This is a genomic window from Candidatus Blastococcus massiliensis AP3, assembly GCF_000582785.1.
Classification (GTDB): domain Bacteria; phylum Actinomycetota; class Actinomycetes; order Mycobacteriales; family Geodermatophilaceae; genus Blastococcus; species Blastococcus massiliensis.
In genome coordinates, this window is the sequence record NZ_HG931174.1 from 1,142,062 (window position 1) to 1,161,865 (window position 19,804).

Here is a 19,804-nt window from a genome sequence, read left to right on the forward strand (position 1 = left end):
CCTACTCGAAGCCGCCGAGCATCTCCCGCACCGGAAGCCGAGCCGGGCCAGCGACAGCGCCGCACGGGTGGCGCCGCTGCGGCCCGGGCCCCAGCAGTGCGTGACCACGGGCACGGCCGGGTCGAGCTCCGCCACCGCGCGGGCAGGGATCCCGCTGCCGGGGAGGTGCACCGGGGCACGTGCCCCTGCCCCCAGGCCTCGACGCTCCGGCTGTCGAGCAGCACGGAGCCCGGGGCTCCCGTCTCGAGGGCCGCGGCGACGTCGCTGACGTCGGTCTCCATGGCGAGGCGCCGCGCGGCCGACGATCGCGGCACTCCTGCCGCGGGCCGCCGTGATCACCACGCGGTCAGGGTCGCTCCGGAGGGCAGGGGAGCGACCACCGGCGCGTGGTGATCATGCAGCGGATCAGTCGGCGAGCTTGACGATCATCTTCCCGGTGTTGCCTCCGCGGAGGAGGTCGATGAAGGCCGACGCGGCCTCGTCGAGCCCCTCGCGCACCGTCTCGCGGACGACGAGCTCCCCGGAGGTCACCAGCGGCGGGACCTTCTCGATGAACTCGTCGCGCAGGTCGTTGTGGTCGCTGACGATGAAGCCGCGCAGGCTCAGCTTGCGGCCGACCATCAGGCCCATGTTGCGCGGTCCCGGCGGGGGCTCCGTGGCGTTGTAGCTGGAGATGGCCCCGCACAGGGCGCCGCGACCGAACTCCTTGAAGGCGCCGATCGCCGCTTCCAGGTGCTCGCCGCCGACGTTGTCGAAGTAGACGTCGATGCCGTCGGGCGCGGCCTGCGCGAGCTGCTTGGCCACCGGGCCGTCGTGGTAGTCGAAGGCAGCGGTGAAGCCGAGCTCGTCGGTCAGCCACCGCACCTTCTCGGGGCTCCCGGCGCTGCCGATGACGGCCGCGGCGCCGTTCAGCCGGGCGAGCTGCCCCACGATGCTGCCGACCGCGCCGGCGGCACCGGAGACGAAGACGACGTCGCCCGAGCGGAACTCCGCGAGGCGGAACAGGCCGACGTACGCCGTCAGCCCGGGCATGCCGAGCACCCCGAGGTGGTAGCTGGGCGGGATGCCGGGGAGCTCGGGGAGAACCTGGACCGCGCGCGCGTCGAGGACGGCGACGTCGCGCCAGGCGGCGTTGGTGGACACCAGCGCGCCCTCGGGCACGTCGGGGGAGCGGGACTCGACGACGCGACCGATCGCGCCGCCCTGCATGGTGTCGCCGACCTCCCACGCGGCGGCGTAGGACTTCCCGGCGTTCATCCGGCCGCGCATGTACGGGTCGACCGACATGGCCAGCATCCGGACGACGACCTGACCATCGGTCGGGTCGGGCCGCTCGAGCTCGACCAGGCGGAAGTCCTCGGGCTTCGGCTCGCCGTGCGGACGGGCCGCCAGCTGCCACTCGCGTGTGGTGATGGTCACGGCTCGATAGTGCCCCCCGCCTCCGGTGGCCTCGCCGCAGGGTCCCTGCCCGTGGGTCTCCCCGGCGTCCGGTGCCCGCACCGCCGGACCTGGCAGGCTGAGTGTCATGGAGGCCCTGCGCACGCCGGACGAGCGGTTCACCGATCTGCCCGACTTCCCCTACGAGCCGCGCTACGTCGAGGTCGACAGCGGGGACGGCGGACGGCTCCGCGTGGCCTACCTCGACGAGGGGCCGGCCGGCGCCGAGACCGTGCTGCTGATGCACGGGGAGCCGTCCTGGTCCTTCCTGTACCGCCGGATGATCCCGGTGCTCCTCGACGCCGGACTGCGGGTGGTGGCCCCCGACCTGGTCGGGTTCGGCCGGTCCGACAAGCCGGTCGAGCGGACCGACCACAGCTACGCCCGGCACGTCGAGTGGATGCGTCAGGCCCTGCTCGACGAGGTCGGCATCCGCGACGCGACGCTCGTGTGCCAGGACTGGGGGGCGCTGATCGGGCTGCGCCTGGTCGCGGAGAACCCCGACCGCTTCGCCCGCGTCGTCATCGCCAACGGGGGCCTGCCCACCGGCGACCGACCGGTCACCGAGGCGTTCCTCGCCTGGCGCCGGTTCTCGCAGGAGTCGCCGGACTTCCAGATCGGGCGGGTGGTCAGCAACGGCAGCGCCACCCCGCTGCCGCCGGAGGTGGTGGCCGCCTACGACGCGCCCTTCCCCGACGAGCGGTACACCGCCGGGCCCCGGGTCCTGCCCTCGCTCGTCCCGGCCGACGCCGACGACCCGGCCGCCGCGGACAACCGCGCCGCCTGGGAGGTGCTCTCCCGATGGGAGAAGCCCTTCCTCACCGCCTTCTCCGACGGCGACGCGATCACCCGCGGCGGCGAGCGGGTGTTCCGGAAGCTGGTCCCCGGCGCGCAGGGCATGCCGCACACCACGATGGCCGGTGGCGGACACTTCCTCCAGGAGGACGTCGGCCCGGAGTTCGCCCGCGTCGTCGCCGACCTGATCGCCGCCACCCCGCGGTGACGGCCGACTTCTTCGCGCAGCTCCACAGGGCCCCCGACGTCGAGGCGCCCGAACTGGTCGCGGTCGACGCGACCGACCGGCTGCTGCTCGACGAGGCCGCGGCGGCCCTGGCGCTGGCCGGCCCGGGTGAGGTGGCCGTGGTCGACGACTCCCACGGGGCGCTCACCCTGGGGGCGGCGGCGCTGCACGGCGCCACGGACGTGCGGGTGGCGCAGGACGCGCTGGTCGGCGAGCGGGCGCTGGTCCGCAACGCCGAGCGCACCGGCCTGACCGGCGCCTACCGGTCGGCGCCCCTGGCGGAGGTGGGCACGGGGGCGCGCGTCGTGCTGGTCAAGGCGCCCAAGGCGCTGGACGCGTTGCGCGAGATCGCCGAGCTGGTCGCCGCCGTCGCCGCCCCCGACGTCTCGGTGTTCGTGGGCGGGCGGGTCAAGCACATGACGCACGCCATGAACGACGTGCTGCGGGAGTCCTTCGACGACGTGTCCGCCACCCTGGCCCGCCAGAAGTCGCGGGTGCTGGTCGCCCGGGGACCGCGGCCCGGGCCGTCGTCGTTCCCCCGCAGCCGGCAGCACGCCGAGCTCGGCCTGACCGTGTGTGCCCACGGAGCGGCTTTCGCCGGGACGAGGATCGACCTCGGCACCCGCGCCCTGCTGCGCGTGCTGGCCGACATGGCGCCGGCTGCCGGGACGGCGCTCGACCTGGGCTGCGGCACGGGCGTGCTGGCCGCGGCACTGGCGTCGGCACGGCCGGAGCTGCGCGTGCTGGCGGCCGACCAGTCGGCCTCGGCGGTCGCGTCGGCTCGGGCGACGGCCGCGGCCAACGGGCTCGAGGCCCGCATCGACGTCGTCCGCGACGACGCCGCGGAGACCGTGCCCGACGCGAGCGTGGACCTGGTGGTCTGCAACCCGCCCTTCCACGTGGGGGCGGCGGTCGTGACGACCGCGGCCGACCGGCTCTTCGCCGCGGCCGCCCGCGTGCTGCAGCCGGGCGGCGAGCTCTGGACCGTCTACAACTCGCCGCTGCGCTACCGCCCCGCGCTCGCCCGTCTGGTCGGGCCGACGCGGGTGGCGGCCCAGGACCCGCGGTTCACCGTCACCTGCTCGACCCGGCGGGGCTGAGGCGGAACCAGAAAGTCTCGAAGCAATCACGTAGTTCCGCTGGAGTGACCCCACCGTCGGTCGAAGACCCGAGCATGGCGGGCGGTCCGCCGGATCGCGACGCGCAGGCCGCCATCGCTCCACAGCTCGGTCGCGAGGTTCCGGTACTGACGCGCTACCGGAGCGACCAGAGGAACGGCGGCGGTGGGGGGCTTCCCACCGCCGCCGGCTTCGTTCCCGGACCGTTCGCCCGACCGCGGGAGGTCCTCCGGCCGGACCCCACGAGGACCGCAGGGGTGGCTACACTCGCGCGGGCGGCCGGGGAACCGCTCGGGCCGGACCGCTCCGCGGGAGTGGCTCCGGGCCGCGGAAGGCGATCACCGCCTCCCGTCGTGGTACGGCAGGCCGGCTCCCTCCGGCCAGGAACAGAGCGAGGACTGGTGGAGCGGACGGCGGGTGAGCGGGCGTCGACCTCGGCGGTCCCGGCTCCTCGCACCTCCGACGCCCACGCCGGCGGCTGGTCCCACCTCGCCGCCGTCGTCCGCTCCGACGACGAGATGCTGGCCGCGGCCGTGCCTTTCCTCGAGGAAGGGCTCTCCGCGGGGGACGTGACGGTCCTCGCCTGCCCGCCCGAGACCGCCGAGGTCATCCGCGGTGGGCTGGGCCTGCGAGCAGGCGCCGTCGAGAACCACCCGCGTATCTGCCTGCTCGACACCCGCGCCCCCGACGCGCTCACCCTGACGCGGCGGCTGATCGACCAGGCGCGGAGCAGCCGCTCGGGCTGGGTGCGGCTCGTGGGCGAGGTCCAGTTCGGGGCCGGCCCGCGTGACTGGCGCGAGGGCGAGCGCTACGAGGCGGCGGCCAACATCCTGCTCGCCGATCAGCCGCTGGCGGCGGTGTGCCTCTACGACGCCCGATCCCTGCCGGCAGAAGTCCTCGATGGAGCCCGCGCCACCCACCCGGAGCTGCTCGTCGGTGGCGAGCGGCGGGCCAGTCCGGAGTTCACCGACCCGGCCGATTTCCTGCGCCGGCTCCCGGTTCCGCGCGAGCCGGTGGAGGACGCCACCCCGCTGCTGTCCATCGCCGAGGCGACCAGCCTGCCCTGGCTGCGCCGCCGCCTGGGCGTCGTCCTGGCAGCGCACGTGCCCGACCCCGACCTGCGCGACGACCTGCACCTGGCGGTCAGCGAGGTCGCGGCGAACGCCTTCCGGCACGGGCGGCCGCCGGTGTCCGCTCGGATGTGGGTCGGCTCCGGGCAGCTGGTCTGCGAGATCAGCGACCGGGGTCCGGGCTTCGCCGACCCGGTCGCGGGCTTCCAGCCCGCGCACGGCCCCGATCTGGGCCGCGGCGGCATGGGTCTGTGGCTGGCGCGCAAGCTCTTCGACCACGTCGACCTGCTGCCCCGCACCGGCGGGCTGACCGTGCGGCTGAGCACCCGCCTGCACTGAGCCGGCGACTCGCCCGCCCGACCAGCCCCTGACCCGGCGATCCTTGCTTCTGCGGAGCCGCGCTGTTGAGCTGTCCGGGTGATCGTGGTGACGGCAGCGGGCGGCCAGACCGGCGCTGCCGTCGTCCGGAAGCTGCGGGAACGGGGCGAGCAGGTCCGGGCGGTCGTGGCCCGGCGGGGACCGCGCCCCGACCTGGCCGCGCTGGGCGCTGAGGTCGTGCTCGGTGAGCTCACCCAGCCGCTGCCCTGGGCGAAGCTGCTCGACGGCGCCGACGCGTTCCACCTGATCTGGCCGCACGCCGATCCGGACGAGGCCGAGGGGGCGGGGGCGCTGTTCGCCGAGGCGCGTCGCGCCGGCGTGGGCCGGATCGTCTACCACTCGGTCCTGCACCCGCAGGCGCGCGTCATGCCGCACCACGCCGCGAAGGACCGCGCGGAGGAGTCGCTGGAGAGCGCGGGCGTCCCCTGGCGCGTGCTCCGGCCCTGCACCTACGCCCAGACGCTGGACGCCTCCCTCGACGAGGTGGCGCGCACGGGCGTGCTGCGGTCCTACTGGGGCGTGCGGACGGCGCAGTCGCTGGTCGACGTCGAGGACGTCGCCGCGGCCGCCGCGGTGCTGCTGACGGAGGACGGGCTGGACGGCGGGACGTTCGAGGCGGCGGGGCCCGAGCCGCTCACCGCTCCGCGGATCGCCGAGCTCATGGGCGAGCGCCTCGGTCGCGAGGTGGTGGCGGACGACGTCATCCCGGCCGGCGAGCAGCCGACCGCCTACGCCGCCCGGTGCCGGCGGGCGATGTTCGACCACCACCGGGAGCACGGCTTCGTCGGCAGCCCGCGGGTGCTCGCCGCGCTGCTGGGGCGCTCGCCGCGCAGCTACGCCGAGCACCTGGCCGAGCTGCCGCTGCCCGTGTCCGGCTGAGCCGCCGTCCGGGCGACCGGGTCAGGCCGGTGCGGACCCCTGGGCGCCGACGAGCGTCAGGGAGTCCTTGCCCGCCCGCTTCGCCTCGTACATCGCGGTGTCGGCACGGTGCAGCAGTCGCTCCGCGCTGTCGCCCGGGGAGCCGAGCGCCCCGCCGATGCTCGCGGTGACGCTGGTGGTGGTGTCGCTGAGCGCCATCGGCGAGCGCAGCGAGGTCAGCAGCCGGTCGGCGACGTCGCGGAGCCGCTCGCCGTCCGCGAAGGTCAGGAGCACGGCGAACTCGTCGCCGCCGAGCCGGGCCACCACGTCGTCGGTGCGCACGTCGGCGGTGAGCCGCGCGGCGACGGTGACCAGCAGCTCGTCGCCGGCGGCGTGGCCGAGGGAGTCGTTCACGGTCTTGAAGTCGTCGACGTCCACGAACAGCACCGCGGGAGGGGTGGCCGCGTCGATCGACGCGGTGGCCGCCCGGAGGCGCTCGGCGAACGCGGCCCGGTTGAGCAGGCCGGTCAGCGGGTCGGTCCGGGCCTGGCGGCGGAGCTCGTCCTCGAACATCTTGCGGTCGGTGACCTCGCGGAAGTTGACCACCCAGCCCTTGATGCCGACGGCGTTCACCCGGCCGCTGATCCGCATCTCCACCCACCGGGTGCCCCCGGAGGCGTGCTCCACGCGGATGTCGGTGTCGACGGCTCCGGCGTGGACGTCGGCGGCGTCCCCCGCCGCGGCCACTGCCGCGCGCAGCCGCGGCTGGTCCCTCGGGTCGGCCAGGTCGATGGCGTTCCGGCCCACGAAGTACGCGGGCGGGCGGCCGAGCAGGGACTGAACGGCCGGGCTGATGTAGGTGATGCAGCCGGTCGACGCCTCGACGATGGCGATGACGTCGGCCGCGTTCTCCAGCAGCAGCTGCAGCCGGGCCTCGCTGGCGACCAGGGCGGCACGGGTGCGCTCGCGCTCGTTGGCCAGCGCGGCCAGCCGCCACAGCGCCAGACCGGTGAGGACGGCGGTGCCGGTGCCGAGGACGAAGCCCACGCCGCCGTGACCGACGGTCCACAGGATGAGCAGGGCGGGGCTCACCAGGAGCGCGGCGCCGAGGCCGACGACGCGGTTGGTGGAGGACTCCTCGTCGGACTCCGGCCGGCCCATCTGGGCCACGGACGGGTGTCGCGAGGCGAGGACCAGCGCCGCGACGGACAGCAGCGGGAGCGGGTCGAGGATCGGGGTGTCGCGCAGCGAGGTCTCGACGACGAGGCGGCCGCCGTACCCGATGACGGTGAGGACGGCGGCGCCGAGCAGCGCCGTGGAGGCGACGGAACGCCCCCCGTGCGCCAGGGCCAGCGGGACGCAGACGACCAGGAGGACCGCGGTCAGGACCGGGGTGCCGATGCTGAGCTCCATCAGGTCACCCGAGGGTGTGGATCCGTTGCCGCTGACGGCGACGACGGCCAGGCCGCCCGCGAGCAGCAGGGTCGCGGTGTCGATCCAGGTGCTCGGGGTGCGCCGCCGGGGGCCGCTGCGGATGACGCCGAGCCCACCGACGGCCATCGCGGCGTACGCGGCGAAGTCGAAGACCGACTCCGCGATGCCGCCCGCGGTGGGGAGGGCGCCGCTCAGCTCGAGGACCTCGGCCACGCCGCTCAGCGCGAAGAACAGCAGGCCCAGGGCGATGCCGCGCCAGGCGACGACCAACGGCGTCCGGTGATGGCGCAGCGCGGTCAGGGCGCCGCCCAGACCGAGGGCGAACAGGACGACCTCCGCGCCAGGGCGCCACGGGCCCATGGGGATGAATGTCGAGACGACCACGACCACGACCACGGCGACGGCCGCGTGCAGCCAGGCGGCACGGGCGGTGGGGACGGCGGAGGCGCTCACCCCCTCCCATCGACACGTTCCGGTACGACCTTGCGGGGGATCACCCGTGGGAGGGATGCACGGCGACGGCGGAGCGTCCTCGTGCAGGTCAGCGCAGGGGTGGCAGGTCCTCGACGCGCAGGTCGGCGCGGACGCGCAGGAAGCGCAACGGGTGCCGGAAGACCCCGGCCTGGAGGGCCGCGTCGGCGCTGACCTCCACGACCACGCCGGGGCGCACGCGGGTGAGCGGCACCGACAACCGGCCGCCGCCGCCGAACCGGCCGGTGCCGATGCGGTCGGGCCAGGGGTGGTCGTCGCCGGCGGGAGCCAGGACGGCGGCCAGTTCCTCGGCCTGCCGGGGGGAGAGCGGGCTGGTGCGGCCGACGACGACGAGCTCGCCGTCGCGGTAGCGGCCGGCCACGAGCTGACCGGGCCGGTCGATCGGGCCGATCACGCCGCCGGCCACCACCTCGGTGCTCTCCCAGCTCTTCACCTTGAGCCACTCGCGGCGGCCGGGCGCGTACCGAGTGCCGGCGCCCTTGGCGACCAGCCCCTCGACGCCGGCGGCGCGGAAGTCCTCGAACCACTGCTGCGCCTCGGCCCGGTCGGCGGTGCTCGGCGACAGCTGCAGCGGCGGCCTCCAGCGGGCCGCCAGGTTCTCCAGCTCGGCGCGCCGGCGGCCGAGCGTCCGGCCGCGCAGGTCCGCCCCACCCAGCGCGAGGACGTCGAAGGCGACGTAGGAGGCCGGGTGGGCGGCGACCTGGGCGCCGATCCGCCCGGCGGCGGTGACCATCCGCTGCTGGAGCAGCCCGAAGTCCAGCCGGTCGGCGTGCCAGATGACCACCTCGCCGTCGAGCACCGTCCCCGCGGGTACCTGGGCGAGGGCCGCCGCCGCCACGTCGGGGAACCGGTCGGTGAGGTCGCGGCCCTGCTTGGACCACAGCCGGGTGGAGGTGGCGCCGCGGACGACGACCAGGCGGTACCCGTCCCACTTGGGCTCGTACCGGCAGCCGCCCGGCAGCGCGTTCGGAGCCGGGATCTCGCGGACGGGCTTGGCGAGCTGGACGCCGACGGGTCCGGCCAGCTCGGGCGGCAGGCCCGGAAGGCCGGGACTGGTCAGCGGCACCCGGTCAGCCTGGCTGCTGACCGGCGCGTCCGCACGGCCGGCGCCGGACGTCACACCCGATCGGGGGCGCGCCGGAACCCGGCGTGGTCAGCCGAGGCGCTGCGCCAGGTCCCCGGCGAAGCCCTCGGCGATCGTGAGCTGCTCGCGGAGTGCGTGCACGCGGGCCGTGGCCGCCTCGTGGAACATCCGGAGCCGGTCGGCGAGAGCGGCGTCGTCCGGGCGCTCGACGATCTCGGCCAGCACGGTGAGCAGCTCCTGCATCTCCTCGAGGCTGAAGCCCAGCGGCTTCATCCGCTTGATCACCTCGAGCCGGGCGACGTCGTCGTCGCTGTAGAGGCGGAAGCCGCCGCCGCTGCGGCTGGTGGGACGGACCAGTCCGTGCTCCTCGTAGAAACGGATGGTCCGCAGGCTCAGGCCGGTGCGCTCGGCGACCTGGCCGATCTGCAGCAGCCCGGTGCGCGCGGCCATCAGTGCCCCGCGCCCAGCTGTCCGGTGTGCCGCTGGAAGCGGTCGAGCGAGTGCTGGTCGAGGCCGACGATCTCGACCTGCTTGCCTCGAGTGGCGTACTTGTGGGTGATGGCGTCCAGCGCCGCGACCGTGGAGGCGTCCCACACCTGCGCGTTCGACAGGTCGATGACGACCCCGGCGGGATCGTCGGCGTACTCGAACTGCGTGTAGAGGTCGTTGCTGGAGGCGAAGAACAGCGCTCCGTCGACGGAGTAGCGCGCCGTGCCGCCGTCGACGATCCGGGTCACGTCGACGAGGTGGGCGATCCGCTGGGCGAACAGCACGCAGGCGACCAGCACGCCGACGCCGACGCCGATCGCGAGGTTGTGGGTGAGGAGCGTGACGGCGACGGTCGCGAGCATCACGGTGGTCTCGCTCTTGGGCATCCGGTGGATGGTCTGCAGGCTGTGCCAGTCGAAGGTCGCGATGGACACGAAGATCATGACGGCGACCAGTGCGGCCATCGGGATGATGCTGACGATGTCGCCGAGCGCCACGACGAGGATCAGCAGGAAGGCGCCGGCCAGGAACGTGGACAGCCGGGTGCGTGCGCCCGACGCCTTCACGTTGATCATCGTCTGGCCGATCATGGCGCAGCCGCCCATGCCGCCGAAGAGGCCCGACGCCATGTTGGCGACGCCCTGCCCCCAGGACTCGCGGGTCTTGTCCGAGTGCGTGTCGGTGATGTCGTCGACCAGCTTCGCCGTCATGAGCGACTCCATCAGCCCCACGAAGGCGATGCCCAGCGCGTAGGGGGCGATGACGCCCAGGGTCTCGACGGTGAACGGGACGTCGGGCAGGAGGAAGAACGGCAGGCTGTCGGGCAGTTCGCCCTCGTCACCGACGTTGGGGATGTCCCAGCCCACCGTGACCACGAGGGTGGTGAGGACGACGATCGCCACCAGCGGCGCGGGGATGGCGGAGGTGACCCTCGGCAGCAGGAAGATGATCGCCAGGCCGGCCCCGACCAGCGGGTAGACCAGCCAGGGCACGTCGGTCAGCTGCGGCAGCTGCGCGGTGAAGATCAGGATCGCCAGGGCGTTGACGAAGCCGACCATGACGCTGCGCGGGATGAACCGCATGAGCCGGGCGACCCCCGCGGCGGCCAGGAGGATCTGGAAGATGCCGCCGAGGACGACCGCGGCGAACAGGTACTGGACGCCGTACTCCAGCGCCAGCGGAGCGACGACCAGGGCGATCGCTCCGGTCGCGGCGGTGATCATGGCCGGGCGGCCGCCGGTGAAGGCGATGACCACGGCCATCACGAACGACGAGAACAGGCCCACCCGGGGGTCGACCCCGGCGAGGATGGAGAAGCTGATCGCCTCGGGGATGAGGGCGAGGGCGACCACGAGGCCGGCGAGGATCTCGGTGCGGGCGACGCGGGGGTCGAGCCACGACGGGCGGGCAGGGCGGAGCGCAGGCAGGACGGACATGCTCCCGTTTCCGGTTGGGGCGGCGTCCCCGTCGGCGGCACCGGTGCGGGGAGCGGATCGCCGTCCATGGTCCACTCGACTCGACCCTCACGTAAGGGGAGAGTGCTGAGTCCTCGGTCACTTCGTACCGTGGTGGGCGTGACCGAGCGGAAGCCGCCGGGGATGTCCTTCGAGACGTGGGTGGACCGGCAGATCACCCAGGCGCAGGAGCGCGGCGACTTCGCCGCGCTGTCCGGGGCCGGGCGACCGCTGAGGAACCTCGACCGCGAGGAGACCGCCTACGACTGGGCGCTGGCCAAGGCCCGGCGCGAGGGAGTGGACACGGCGGCGATGCTGCCGCCAGGGTTGCGGCTGCGCCGGGAGCGCGACGATCTCCCGGAGCGGGCGGACCGGCTCGCCACCGAGGCGGAGGTGCGCGCGCTCGCCGAGGACTTCAACGCCCGCGTCGAGGCGTTCTGGCGCCTCCCGGCCGAGAGCCGGTGGGCGCCGGTGCCCGGCCTGGCCGACGTCGAGGCACTGGTCGCGGGGTGGCTGGCCACCCGGCCGCCGCCGGCGCAGGTGGCGCCGCCGCCCGACCCGTCGCCGGCGCATCGCCGTCGCTGGTTCCGACGGCGGGCGTGACGGTCGAGGCGGTCGAATGGGCTCGGGCCGGGTACAGGACGGGCCTACCGACGAGGAGGTCGCCATGACCGAGGTACCAGGGACCGACCGGGACCAGGCGCGGAAGAACGTCGAGGAGGAGACACCCCTCGTGCCCGACGACGTCGACGGCACGGACGACGAGGCGCGGCCGCAGGGGGACGAGGGCGTGACCGGCGACGAGGCGAAGCCCCGGCCGGGCAGCAGCGAGTCCCTCGACTGATCCTGCCTGCACATTTTCTCCGGCCCGTGTCGATGAGGTCCGGTCCCGTTCGACGTCTAGGTGAGGGGCGGCCGACGGGGTCGCGCACCAGCCGGAGGAGAAGCCATGCGACCGCTCGTCGTCACCATGTTCGTCACGCTGGACGGTGTCGTGCAGGCGCCCGGTGGGCCGGGGGAGGACCCGTCGGGCGGCTTCGCGCACGAGGGCTGGCTGGTGCCCTTCTTCGACGACACCCTCGGGGCGCAGATCGAGGCGTGGTTCACCGGCGCGGAGGACTTCCTGCTGGGGCGCGGCACGTACGAGATCTTCTACGCCTCGTGGCCGCAGATGATCAGCGACGACCCGGTGTCGCAGGGGCTGAACTTCAAGCGGAAGCACGTCGCCTCGCGGACGCTCCCGTCGGTGGAGTGGGAGACCGCCGAGCTGATCCAGGGCGACGTCGGCGACGCCGTCCGTCGGCTCAAGGCCGCCGACGGCGGTGAGCTGCAGGTGCACGGCTCCCCGGGCCTGATCCAGACCCTGCTGGCCGAGGACCTCGTCGACGAGCTGCGGCTGGTCCTCTTCCCCGTGGTGCTCGGCACGGGCAAACGGCTGTTCGGCGGCGGCGCCGTTCCGGGCACGTGGCGGCTGACCAGCCACTCGACGACGCCGACGGGGGCCGTCCTGCTGACCTACCAGCGCGCCGGCGAGGTGGAGACCGGCGCCGTGGGGCCCGAGTTCGACTGACGGCCCGGGTCGCTGCCCCGGTGTGCCCGTGGTCGAATCCGCGGGTGCGGCCACCGGGGTCGCGTCGACGCGAGGAGGCGCTGGTGGAGCTCGACGCCGTCCTCCCCCGGCCGGAGCACGTCACCCGGCAGGCCCGGTGGATCCCCGCCGAACCTCCCGTCGTCTGGGACGCGCTGCACCGGGTGCGGCTGTCCGGGCTCCCGGTCACGCTCGCGCTGAGCTCCGCCCGGTTCCTCCCGGTGGTGCTCACCGGCCGCGGCCTGGGGCAGCTGCACGACCGGCCGTTCCTCGACGCGCTTCCGGTGCCGCTGTTGGCCTCGGAGCCGCCGTCCTCTCTGGTGTTCGGTGGCGCGCTCCAGGCCTGGCGGCTCACCGGTGGTGACGACGGCCCGGCCCTGGACGCCGACGAGCTGCGCGCCTTCACCCGGCGCGGGTGGGTGAAGGCGGCGATGGACTTCCGGCTGACCCCGCGTGGCAGGGGCACCGTGCTCAGCTCGGAGACCCGGGCGATGTCGACCGATGCGGAGACCCGGCGGCGCTTCGACCGGTACTGGCGGCTGATCCGGCACGGCAGCAGCGCCATCCGCTGGGAGGTGCTGACGGCGGTGGAGCTCAAGGCCACCGGCCGGCTGCCCTGACCCCGGTCTGCGGGAGGATGCGTCCGTGGCCTGGACCGAGAAGGACATCCCCGACCTGAGCGGCCGCACCGCCGTCGTCACCGGAGGCAACGGCGGGCTGGGCTTCCAGACGGCGCTGGCGCTGGCCGGCGCGGGAGCGCACGTCGTCCTCGCGGCGCGGGACCCGGAGAAGACCGCGAACGCGGAGGCGCGCATCCGGGAGCGCTACCCGGCGGCGTCGATGGAGGTCGTTCCGCTGGATCTGGGCGACCTGTCGGTGGTGGCGGCCGCCGCGGATGCCGTCCTCGCGGCGCACGAACGCGTCGACCTCCTGGTGAACAACGCCGGGGTGATGGCGATGCCCCCGCGCACGACCGCCGACGGGTTCGAGATGCAGCTCGGCGTCGACCACCTGGGCCACTGGGCCTTCACCGCGCACCTGCTGCCGGTGCTGCTGCGGGCGCCGGCTGCCCGCGTGGTGACCGTGACGAGCACGGCGCGGTTCATGGGCGGGCTGCTCGACCCGGCGGACCCCCACATGCGGCGGCGGTACCGGGCGTGGGGCTCCTACGCGCGGGCGAAGTGGGCCAACTACCACTTCGGGCTGGGCCTGCAGCAGCGGTTCGCGCAGGCCGGCGTCGGGGCGGCGTCCCTGATCGCGCACCCGGGGCTGTCCAACACCGACCTGCAGGCGCGCACGGTGCGCGAGGGCGGCGGCGGCTGGGTGGGGGCGTTCGCCGAGGTCCTGACGGCGCGCTCTGGCATGACCCCGCTCGAGGGCGCGCGGCCCCAGTTGCGGGCGGCCACCGACCCGGCCGCGCGGGGCGGCGAGCTCTACGCACCGCGGTTCGGCTCGCACGGACCGCCGGTGAAGCGGCCGATCCTGCGTCGGTTCGACCTGCAGAAGCAGATCGACCGACTGTGGGAGGTCTCCGAGCGCGAGACCGGCATCCCGCTCGTCATCTCGTGAGAGCCACCCCGGTAGCCCTCGTGCGGGGAACGAGGGCGCGGGCCGGGTGATCGGAGCCCTCGTTCCCCGAACGAGGCGCCCGGCGAGCTCAGCGGGGGAGCGCGTCGTGCTCGTGGCGGACGTGCCGCTCCACCCCGCGACCCATGCGCTCGCCGCAGACGTCGCACACCCACGAGGCGGTGATGCGGTGGCCGTGGTGGTGCAGTTCGACCGGCGGGGTGTCGGCGACGTGCCGGTCGCCCCACTGCATGAGCGCCTGGAGCACCGGCAGGAGATCCAGCCCCGCGCGCGTCAGGTGGTAGTCCGAGCGCGGCGGGTTCGCGCTGTACTGCCGTCGTTCGAGCACTCCCGCGTCGACCAGGGCGTGCAGCCGGGCGGTCAGCCGCTCCCGGGGGGCGCCGGTGCCGCGCAGGATGTCGCTGAACCGGTGCGCGCCCAGGGAGACCTCGCGTACGACCAGCAGGGCCCACCGGTCGCCGACGACGTCCAGCGCGCCCGCGATGGAGCAGCGCCGCCCCGGGAGTTCGTCGAGCCGCGTCGTCATGGTCATAGGTTCGCATACCGAACCGAGTCGTGTACGGTCCGGCTCAGTCGGTTCGGCGGGCGAACCGAGGACGAGGCGGGGTGTCATGAGCGCGACCACCGGCCGACCAGGGACGACGGCCCCCGCCCGGAGTCCCGGTCAGGTCCTGCTCGTCGTCTCGGCGGCGGTCTTCCTCGCGGCGCTGGACCTGCTGATCGTCAACATCGCGTTCCCGACGCTCAGCGCCGAGTTCGGCGCGTCGACCGCAGCCCTCTCCTGGGTGCTGAACGGCTACACGATCGTCTTCGCCGCGCTGCTGGCCCCGGCCGGCCGGATGGCCGACCGGATCGGCCGGCGGCGGGTCTTCCTCACCGGGCTCGCCACCTTCCTCGCCGGGTCGCTGGGCTGCGCCTCGGCCTGGGGCGTGGGCAGCCTGGTCGCCTTCCGGGTGGTGCAGGCCACGGGTGGTGCCATGGTGACGGCGACGTCGCTGGCGCTGCTGCTCGCCGCCTTCCCTCCGGCCCGCCGGGCGCAGGCGATCGCGGTGTGGTCGGCCGTCGGTGGCGTGGCCGCCGCCCTCGGCCCGCCCATCGGCGGGCTGCTGGTCGAGGCGTCGTGGCGCTGGATCTTCCTGGTCAACATCCCGGTCGGCATCGCGGCCCTCGTCCTCGGTCTGCGGGTGCTGCCGGAATCGCGGGACGAGTCCGAGACCCGGCGCCCCGATCTCCTGGGGACCGCGTTGCTGATCCTCGCCGTCGGCCTGCTGGCCTACGGGCTGGTCGCCGCACCGGACCGCGGTTGGGGCAGCGGCGCGGTGCTGGGCGCCTTCGCCGGCGCCGTCGTCGCCGGAGTTCTGGTCGGCCTGCGGGCCGCCCGCGCCCCGCGGGGCACCGTGCCTGTCCTGCCGCTGGCGCTGTTCCGGGTGCGCTCCTTCACGCTGGCCAGCCTGGCGATGGCGATCTTCATGGCCGGCTTCGCCGGCATGCTGCTGGGCAACGTCCTGTGGCTCACCGGTGGCTGGGACTTCACCCCGACGCAGGCCGGCTTCGCACTGATCCCCGGCCCCGCGCTGGCCGCCCTGACCGCCGTGCCCGCCGGACGGCTCGGCGCGCGGTGGGGCTGCGGGCCGGTCGCCGCGACGGGGATGACGCTGTTCGCGCTCGGGACGCTCGTCTGGTTCCTCCAGGTGGGCACGGAGCCGGCGTTCGTCACCGAGTTCCTGCCCGGGCAGATGCTCACCGGGATCGGCGTGGGGCTCACGCTGACGAACCTCTCGGCAGCGGCGTCGTCCTCGCTGCCGCCCGCGGCGCTGGCCACCGGGACGGCGACGTTCGGTGCCGCCAGGCAGATCGGCGCGACGCTCGGTGTCGCCGTGCTGCTGGCCGCGGTCGCCGGTGCGGGGGGCGAGCTGGCGGGAGCCGAGCGCGGGTGGCTGCTCATCGTCTGCCTCGCCGGCACGGCCGCCGGGGTCGCCCTCGCCGTCGGCCGCGGGCAGCACGCCGACCTGCGCGTGGTGCCCGCCCCCGTCTCGGTGCCCGCGCCCGTGCCCTCGCCCGTGCCGTCGCCCGCCGACTGATCGGAGCCGCCCCCATGACCCTCGCAGCACCGGCGGGCACCTCCCGCAGTCTGGTGTTCGACCCCACGTGGCGCTCGTTCAGCAGCACCCAGGGAGGGCTGGTCGTCGGTCACCTGCTCGACGTGGCGGCCGAGCTGACCGGGGCCGCCCCGCGCGCCGTGACGGCGCACCTGCTGGCGGGCGTCGTCCCCGACGTGGAGGCCGTCGTCACCGCCGCCGCCGACCGGACCGGCCGCACGGGCAGCGTGCGCAGCGAGCTGCGTCAGGACGGCGCGGTGCGGGCGGTCGCCCAGGTGCTCACCTCGGCGGTTGCCTCGTCCCCGACGACCGAGCACTCCCCGCGGGACGTCCTGCCACGGCTGGAGGACGGCGAGCCCTTCGCGCTGCCGCGCGACTACGTCCCCGTCGCGGAGCACACCGAGATCCGGGCGCTCGGCACGTCGCGGCCGCTCGGTGGCGGGCACGAGCCACGGCTGCACGCGTGGGTGCGCATCGGCGGGGAGCTGCCCCCGCTGGTCCAGCTCGGGGTGCTGCTCGACGCCCTGCCGCCGTCGCTGTTCGCCGTCCGCACCTCGCCGGCATCCATGCCGACGGTGGAGCTGTCGGCGCACCTCACCGCCGCGGCCCCACCCACCGGCGCCTGGGTGCGGGTGGACCAGCGGACGGTGTGGCAGGACGCCGAGGTCGCGGTGGACGAGGTGGAGCTCCGGGCGCTGGACGGCTCGCCGGTCGCGCTCGGCCGCCAGACGCGGCGGCTGCTCGCGGGCTGACTTCCGGCGGGCGGGAACGCCGCACGGGTGGCGCGGCGTTGTGCTGCCGACGGTCGCCCTTCAGTCGCGCACCTGCGCTGCCGATGGTTCCGGGGAACGCGACCGACGACACGAGGAGGAGCGATGGACTACCTGCGCCGTCTGCAGATGGAGCGGCCCGTCCTCTTCTGGGTGCTGGTGCTGGTCGCCTTCATCGTCGGGTTCCAGCTGCTGCTGTTCGTCGCGGCCCTGTTCCTGGGCCCGTTCGGCCTGCCGCCCTGGGTGCCGCTGGTCGTGGTCATCGGCGTCCTCGTCGCGATCGCCCGCTCGCAGCAGAACTCCCGCTGAGTCATCCGGCGCCGCGTGCCGCCCAGTCGCTGAAGACGAGGCTCACGGTGTGCTCGCTGGAGGGCCAGTTCGGCGTGACGAGCGTCTGCGGCCGGTCGGCGTCCCCACGCGGCAGGTTCGTGACCGTGATGGTGCCGTCCGCGTCGGCTGAAGCGGGCAGGAAGATGTCGATCCCGCTCTGGAACGGCTGCTCGCCGAAGTAGGGGAGCTTCTCCAGCGTGCTCTCGCCCGGCGTGGCGGCGTCGTCGTGGATGTGCAGCCCGATGGCGGCGTTGCCCACGAAGTCGGTCATCGCGTCGATCGGCTCCCCGTCGTCCACGCGGAACTCCAGGACGTCGGCGTCGCCCTCGGCGTGCCACTCGCGCATGCGCATCACGACCAGCGCCGTGTGGTCCTCGCCGACGTTGGTGTTCTGGCGGACCGTGCCGTCGGGCTCCGAGGACAGCAGCCGGACGAAGGCGCTGCTGCGGACGTAGGGCTGCAGGTAGAGGTGGTGCACGACCGGTGAGGCGTCGCTGCTGAGGGCGTACTCGTAGGAGGCGCCGTTCTCGAGCTCGATCGGGCCGAACTCGCCGTCGGGCCCGAGTTCCTCGGTGGCGTGCGGCTCGTCGCCGGTCCGGGCGCCGGTGTCGGGGTCGATCGCCCAGATGTCGAGCGTCGCGTCGCGGCCGGTGTTGGCCGGGAAGTTGACCGCCCGTCCCGAGATCTCCACGGGCGCCCGCTGCGGGACGATGTCGACCACCTCGGGCGCCTCGCCGACGAGGAACTCGTACTGCATCGCGAAGGACTCCGGCGAGGTGGCCACCTCGACGTGCGACTGGCCGGGGAACAGCTCCTGGGTGGGCGCGATGCAGGGCACCACGTCGACGCAGGGCCGGCCGTCGATGGCGATGTACTTGGCCACCTTGGCCGCCTGCGCGGGGTCGCCCAGGAAGAGGCCGGAGACGCCCGTGCCCCGGGAGTGGCCGATCAGGTACACCTGCTCGACGTCGAACTCGGCGAGGGTCTCGTCGACCACCTCGGTCAGCCCCGCGGCGTAGCCCGGGATGTCCAGCCCGGCGCCGTCGTGGTCGTAGGCGACGATCCGGTCCTCGGGATAGCCGTTGGCGACGAAGCGCATGGCGTTGGACTCGATCTGCTGGGCGGAGCCCGCGAAGCCGTGCACGAACACGATGGGCAGGGCCACGTCGTCGGGGAGGGCGGGCAGCGGATCGGTGCCCTCGACCTCCTGGGTGGCCTGCTCGGCGGCCGGGGCGGCGTCGTCCCCGTCCCCGTCCCCGGAGCAACCGGTCAGCACCAGGGCGGCCGCGACGGCGATGGCCCCCAGGGCCCGCGAGTTGATCACGCAGCCACCCTAGAGGGCGGACGTGACCTGGGTCGCATTCCGGAAGGTGTCGCCGCCCGGTCGCCTTCCTGGCTGTCGTGGACCTCTTCTCCCCCGTCGCCCTCGGCGAGCTGCAGCTGGCCAACCGCGTCGTCATGGCGCCCCTGACCCGCCTGCGCTGCGGCGGCGAGGGCGTGCCGGGCGACCTGGTCGTGGAGCACTACCGGCAGCGCGCGGGCCTGGGGATGATCATCACCGAGGGCGCGTGGCCCAGCCCCCAGTCGCGGGGATACGTCGGGCAGCCGGGGATCGTCACCGACGAGCAGGTGGCGGGGTGGCGCCGGGTCGCCGACGCCGTGCACGAGCGCGGCGGCCTCGTCGTGATGCAGCTGATGCACGCCGGCCGGGTCACGCACCCGGAGATCAACGGCGGACGGCGGGTCGAGGCGCCGTCGCCGATCGCCATCGAGGGTGTCGCCCGCACGCCGGGCGGCAAGCTGCCTTATCCCGTGCCGGCCGAGCTGACGACCGACGACGTCCGCGGGATCGTGCAGGACGTCGTGCTCGCCGCGCGCCGGGCGATCGAGGCCGGGCTGGACGGCGTGGAGCTGCACGGTGCGAACGGCTACCTGCTGCACGAGTTCCTCTCGCCCGCGGCCAACGAGCGCACCGACGAGTACGGCGGAACGCCCGCGAACCGGGCGCGCCTCGTCGTCGAGGTGGTGACGGCGGTCGCCGAGGCGGTCGGGGCAGGCCGCGTCGGGCTGCGCATCTCGCCGGAGCACAACATCCAGGGCGCGTTCGAGACCGACGGCGCCGACCTGCTGCTCACCTACGGCTCGCTGCTCGACCAGCTGCGCCCGCTGGGTCTGGCGTACCTCTCGGTGCTGCACCAGGAGCCGGGCGGGGAGCTGGTCCAGGAGCTGCGGCGCCGCTTCGGCGGCCCACTGATCGCCAACAGCGGCTTCGGCACCGTGACCACGCGCGAGGAGGCCGTGCAGCTGATCGACGCCGCGCACGCCGAGGCGGTCGCCGTGGGCCGGGCGGTCATCGCCAACCCCGACCTGGTGGAGCGCTGGGCCGGCGAGCACCCCGAGAACGAGCCGCAGCCGCACCTCTTCTACTCGAACGGCGCCGAGGGCTACACGGACTACCCCGTCCTCGAGCAGGCCGGCTGAGTCGTCCGCTGCCCGCGCCCCGTGATCCCGGGCGCGGGCAGCGGATCTCGCCCCATGATCACCACCGGCTGAGCGGGCCCTCGACGCGATCGAGAGCCCCCTCAGCGGGTTCTC

General features: G+C 74.4%; 20 protein-coding genes. 13 read left to right on the plus strand and 7 right to left on the minus strand.

Annotated features, from left to right (window positions below; all coding sequences use genetic code 11):
- Positions 1 to 405 precede the first annotated feature (405 nt).
- Positions 406 to 1,419 carry an NADP-dependent oxidoreductase gene (locus tag BN344_RS13975; RefSeq protein ID WP_197022318.1) on the minus strand — a complete coding sequence of 338 codons (1,014 nt, stop codon included), beginning with the start codon at positions 1,417 to 1,419 and terminating at the stop codon, positions 406 to 408.
- A 106-nt stretch (positions 1,420 to 1,525) separates the two neighbouring features.
- Here BN344_RS13975 and BN344_RS13980 point away from each other — a divergent pair, with 106 nt between their 5' ends.
- From BN344_RS13980 to BN344_RS13995, 4 genes are all read left to right on the plus strand, one after another.
- Positions 1,526 to 2,440, plus strand: a complete 915-nt coding sequence (locus BN344_RS13980) for a haloalkane dehalogenase (RefSeq protein WP_040339280.1) — start codon at positions 1,526 to 1,528, stop codon at positions 2,438 to 2,440.
- Positions 2,437 to 3,558, plus strand: a complete 1,122-nt coding sequence (locus tag BN344_RS13985; protein ID WP_040338948.1) for a class I SAM-dependent methyltransferase — start codon at positions 2,437 to 2,439, stop codon at positions 3,556 to 3,558. Before BN344_RS13980 ends, BN344_RS13985 begins: the two co-directional genes overlap by 4 nt.
- Before the next feature lie 419 nt (positions 3,559 to 3,977).
- Positions 3,978 to 4,985, plus strand: a complete 1,008-nt coding sequence (locus BN344_RS13990; RefSeq protein WP_051515879.1) for a sensor histidine kinase — start codon at positions 3,978 to 3,980, stop codon at positions 4,983 to 4,985.
- A 78-nt stretch (positions 4,986 to 5,063) separates the two neighbouring features.
- Positions 5,064 to 5,903, plus strand: coding sequence for an SDR family oxidoreductase (locus tag BN344_RS13995; protein ID WP_040338949.1), 840 nt, complete (start codon positions 5,064 to 5,066; stop codon positions 5,901 to 5,903).
- Between the two features lie 21 nt (positions 5,904 to 5,924).
- Here BN344_RS13995 and BN344_RS14000 read toward each other — a convergent pair whose 3' ends face one another.
- The 4 genes from BN344_RS14000 to BN344_RS14015 form a co-directional block, all read right to left on the minus strand.
- The gene (locus tag BN344_RS14000; protein ID WP_040338950.1) at positions 5,925 to 7,769 is read right to left on the minus strand and encodes a sensor domain-containing diguanylate cyclase; all 1,845 of its coding nucleotides are present in this window, start codon (positions 7,767 to 7,769) and stop codon (positions 5,925 to 5,927) included.
- A gap of 88 nt (positions 7,770 to 7,857) precedes the next feature.
- Positions 7,858 to 8,874 carry an ATP-dependent DNA ligase gene (locus BN344_RS14005; protein WP_040339282.1) on the minus strand — a complete coding sequence of 339 codons (1,017 nt, stop codon included), beginning with the start codon at positions 8,872 to 8,874 and terminating at the stop codon, positions 7,858 to 7,860.
- An 87-nt stretch (positions 8,875 to 8,961) separates the two neighbouring features.
- Positions 8,962 to 9,342 (minus strand): MerR family transcriptional regulator, encoded by a 381-nt coding sequence (locus BN344_RS14010; protein ID WP_040338951.1) that lies wholly within the window; start codon positions 9,340 to 9,342, stop codon positions 8,962 to 8,964.
- Entirely contained in the window at positions 9,342 to 10,817 is a 1,476-nt protein-coding gene (locus tag BN344_RS14015) for a SulP family inorganic anion transporter (protein WP_040338952.1), read from the minus strand. Before BN344_RS14015 ends, BN344_RS14010 begins: the two co-directional genes overlap by 1 nt.
- Positions 10,818 to 10,955: 138 nt before the next feature.
- Here BN344_RS14015 and BN344_RS14020 point away from each other — a divergent pair, with 138 nt between their 5' ends.
- From BN344_RS14020 to BN344_RS14035, 5 genes are all read left to right on the plus strand, one after another.
- Positions 10,956 to 11,438, plus strand: coding sequence for a DnaJ family domain-containing protein (locus tag BN344_RS14020; protein WP_040339283.1), 483 nt, complete (start codon positions 10,956 to 10,958; stop codon positions 11,436 to 11,438).
- Between the two features lie 64 nt (positions 11,439 to 11,502).
- A complete protein-coding gene (locus BN344_RS20355) occupies positions 11,503 to 11,679 on the plus strand; it encodes a hypothetical protein (RefSeq protein WP_166518240.1) in 177 nt (58 codons plus the stop codon).
- A 105-nt stretch (positions 11,680 to 11,784) separates the two neighbouring features.
- The gene (locus BN344_RS14025; RefSeq protein ID WP_040338953.1) at positions 11,785 to 12,405 is read left to right on the plus strand and encodes a dihydrofolate reductase family protein; all 621 of its coding nucleotides are present in this window, start codon (positions 11,785 to 11,787) and stop codon (positions 12,403 to 12,405) included.
- Between the two features lie 83 nt (positions 12,406 to 12,488).
- Positions 12,489 to 13,043 (plus strand): hypothetical protein, encoded by a 555-nt coding sequence (locus tag BN344_RS14030; RefSeq protein WP_040338954.1) that lies wholly within the window; start codon positions 12,489 to 12,491, stop codon positions 13,041 to 13,043.
- Positions 13,044 to 13,068: 25 nt separating this feature from the next.
- Positions 13,069 to 13,992 carry an oxidoreductase gene (locus BN344_RS14035; protein WP_040338955.1) on the plus strand — a complete coding sequence of 308 codons (924 nt, stop codon included), beginning with the start codon at positions 13,069 to 13,071 and terminating at the stop codon, positions 13,990 to 13,992.
- Between the two features lie 88 nt (positions 13,993 to 14,080).
- Here BN344_RS14035 and BN344_RS14040 read toward each other — a convergent pair whose 3' ends face one another.
- Positions 14,081 to 14,536: a winged helix-turn-helix transcriptional regulator gene (locus BN344_RS14040; RefSeq protein WP_040339284.1), complete on the minus strand. Its 456-nt coding sequence runs from the start codon at positions 14,534 to 14,536 to the stop codon at positions 14,081 to 14,083.
- An 85-nt stretch (positions 14,537 to 14,621) separates the two neighbouring features.
- Here BN344_RS14040 and BN344_RS14045 point away from each other — a divergent pair, with 85 nt between their 5' ends.
- The 3 genes from BN344_RS14045 to BN344_RS14055 all read left to right on the plus strand — a co-directional run bounded on the left by BN344_RS14045 (position 14,622) and on the right by BN344_RS14055 (position 17,188).
- The gene (locus BN344_RS14045) at positions 14,622 to 16,091 is read left to right on the plus strand and encodes a DHA2 family efflux MFS transporter permease subunit (protein ID WP_051515881.1); all 1,470 of its coding nucleotides are present in this window, start codon (positions 14,622 to 14,624) and stop codon (positions 16,089 to 16,091) included.
- Between the two features lie 14 nt (positions 16,092 to 16,105).
- Positions 16,106 to 16,861 carry a thioesterase family protein gene (locus tag BN344_RS14050; RefSeq protein WP_051515882.1) on the plus strand — a complete coding sequence of 252 codons (756 nt, stop codon included), beginning with the start codon at positions 16,106 to 16,108 and terminating at the stop codon, positions 16,859 to 16,861.
- A 123-nt stretch (positions 16,862 to 16,984) separates the two neighbouring features.
- A complete protein-coding gene (locus BN344_RS14055) occupies positions 16,985 to 17,188 on the plus strand; it encodes a hypothetical protein (protein WP_040338956.1) in 204 nt (67 codons plus the stop codon).
- Position 17,189: 1 nt separating this feature from the next.
- On the opposite strand, the gene BN344_RS14060 is transcribed toward BN344_RS14055, so the two are convergent.
- On the minus strand, positions 17,190 to 18,533 hold the full coding sequence (locus tag BN344_RS14060) for an alpha/beta fold hydrolase (RefSeq protein ID WP_040338957.1): 1,344 nt from the start codon (positions 18,531 to 18,533) through the stop codon (positions 17,190 to 17,192).
- Between the two features lie 77 nt (positions 18,534 to 18,610).
- Here BN344_RS14060 and BN344_RS14065 point away from each other — a divergent pair, with 77 nt between their 5' ends.
- Positions 18,611 to 19,690 carry an alkene reductase gene (locus BN344_RS14065; RefSeq protein ID WP_040338958.1) on the plus strand — a complete coding sequence of 360 codons (1,080 nt, stop codon included), beginning with the start codon at positions 18,611 to 18,613 and terminating at the stop codon, positions 19,688 to 19,690.
- Positions 19,691 to 19,804: the final 114 nt, after the last annotated feature.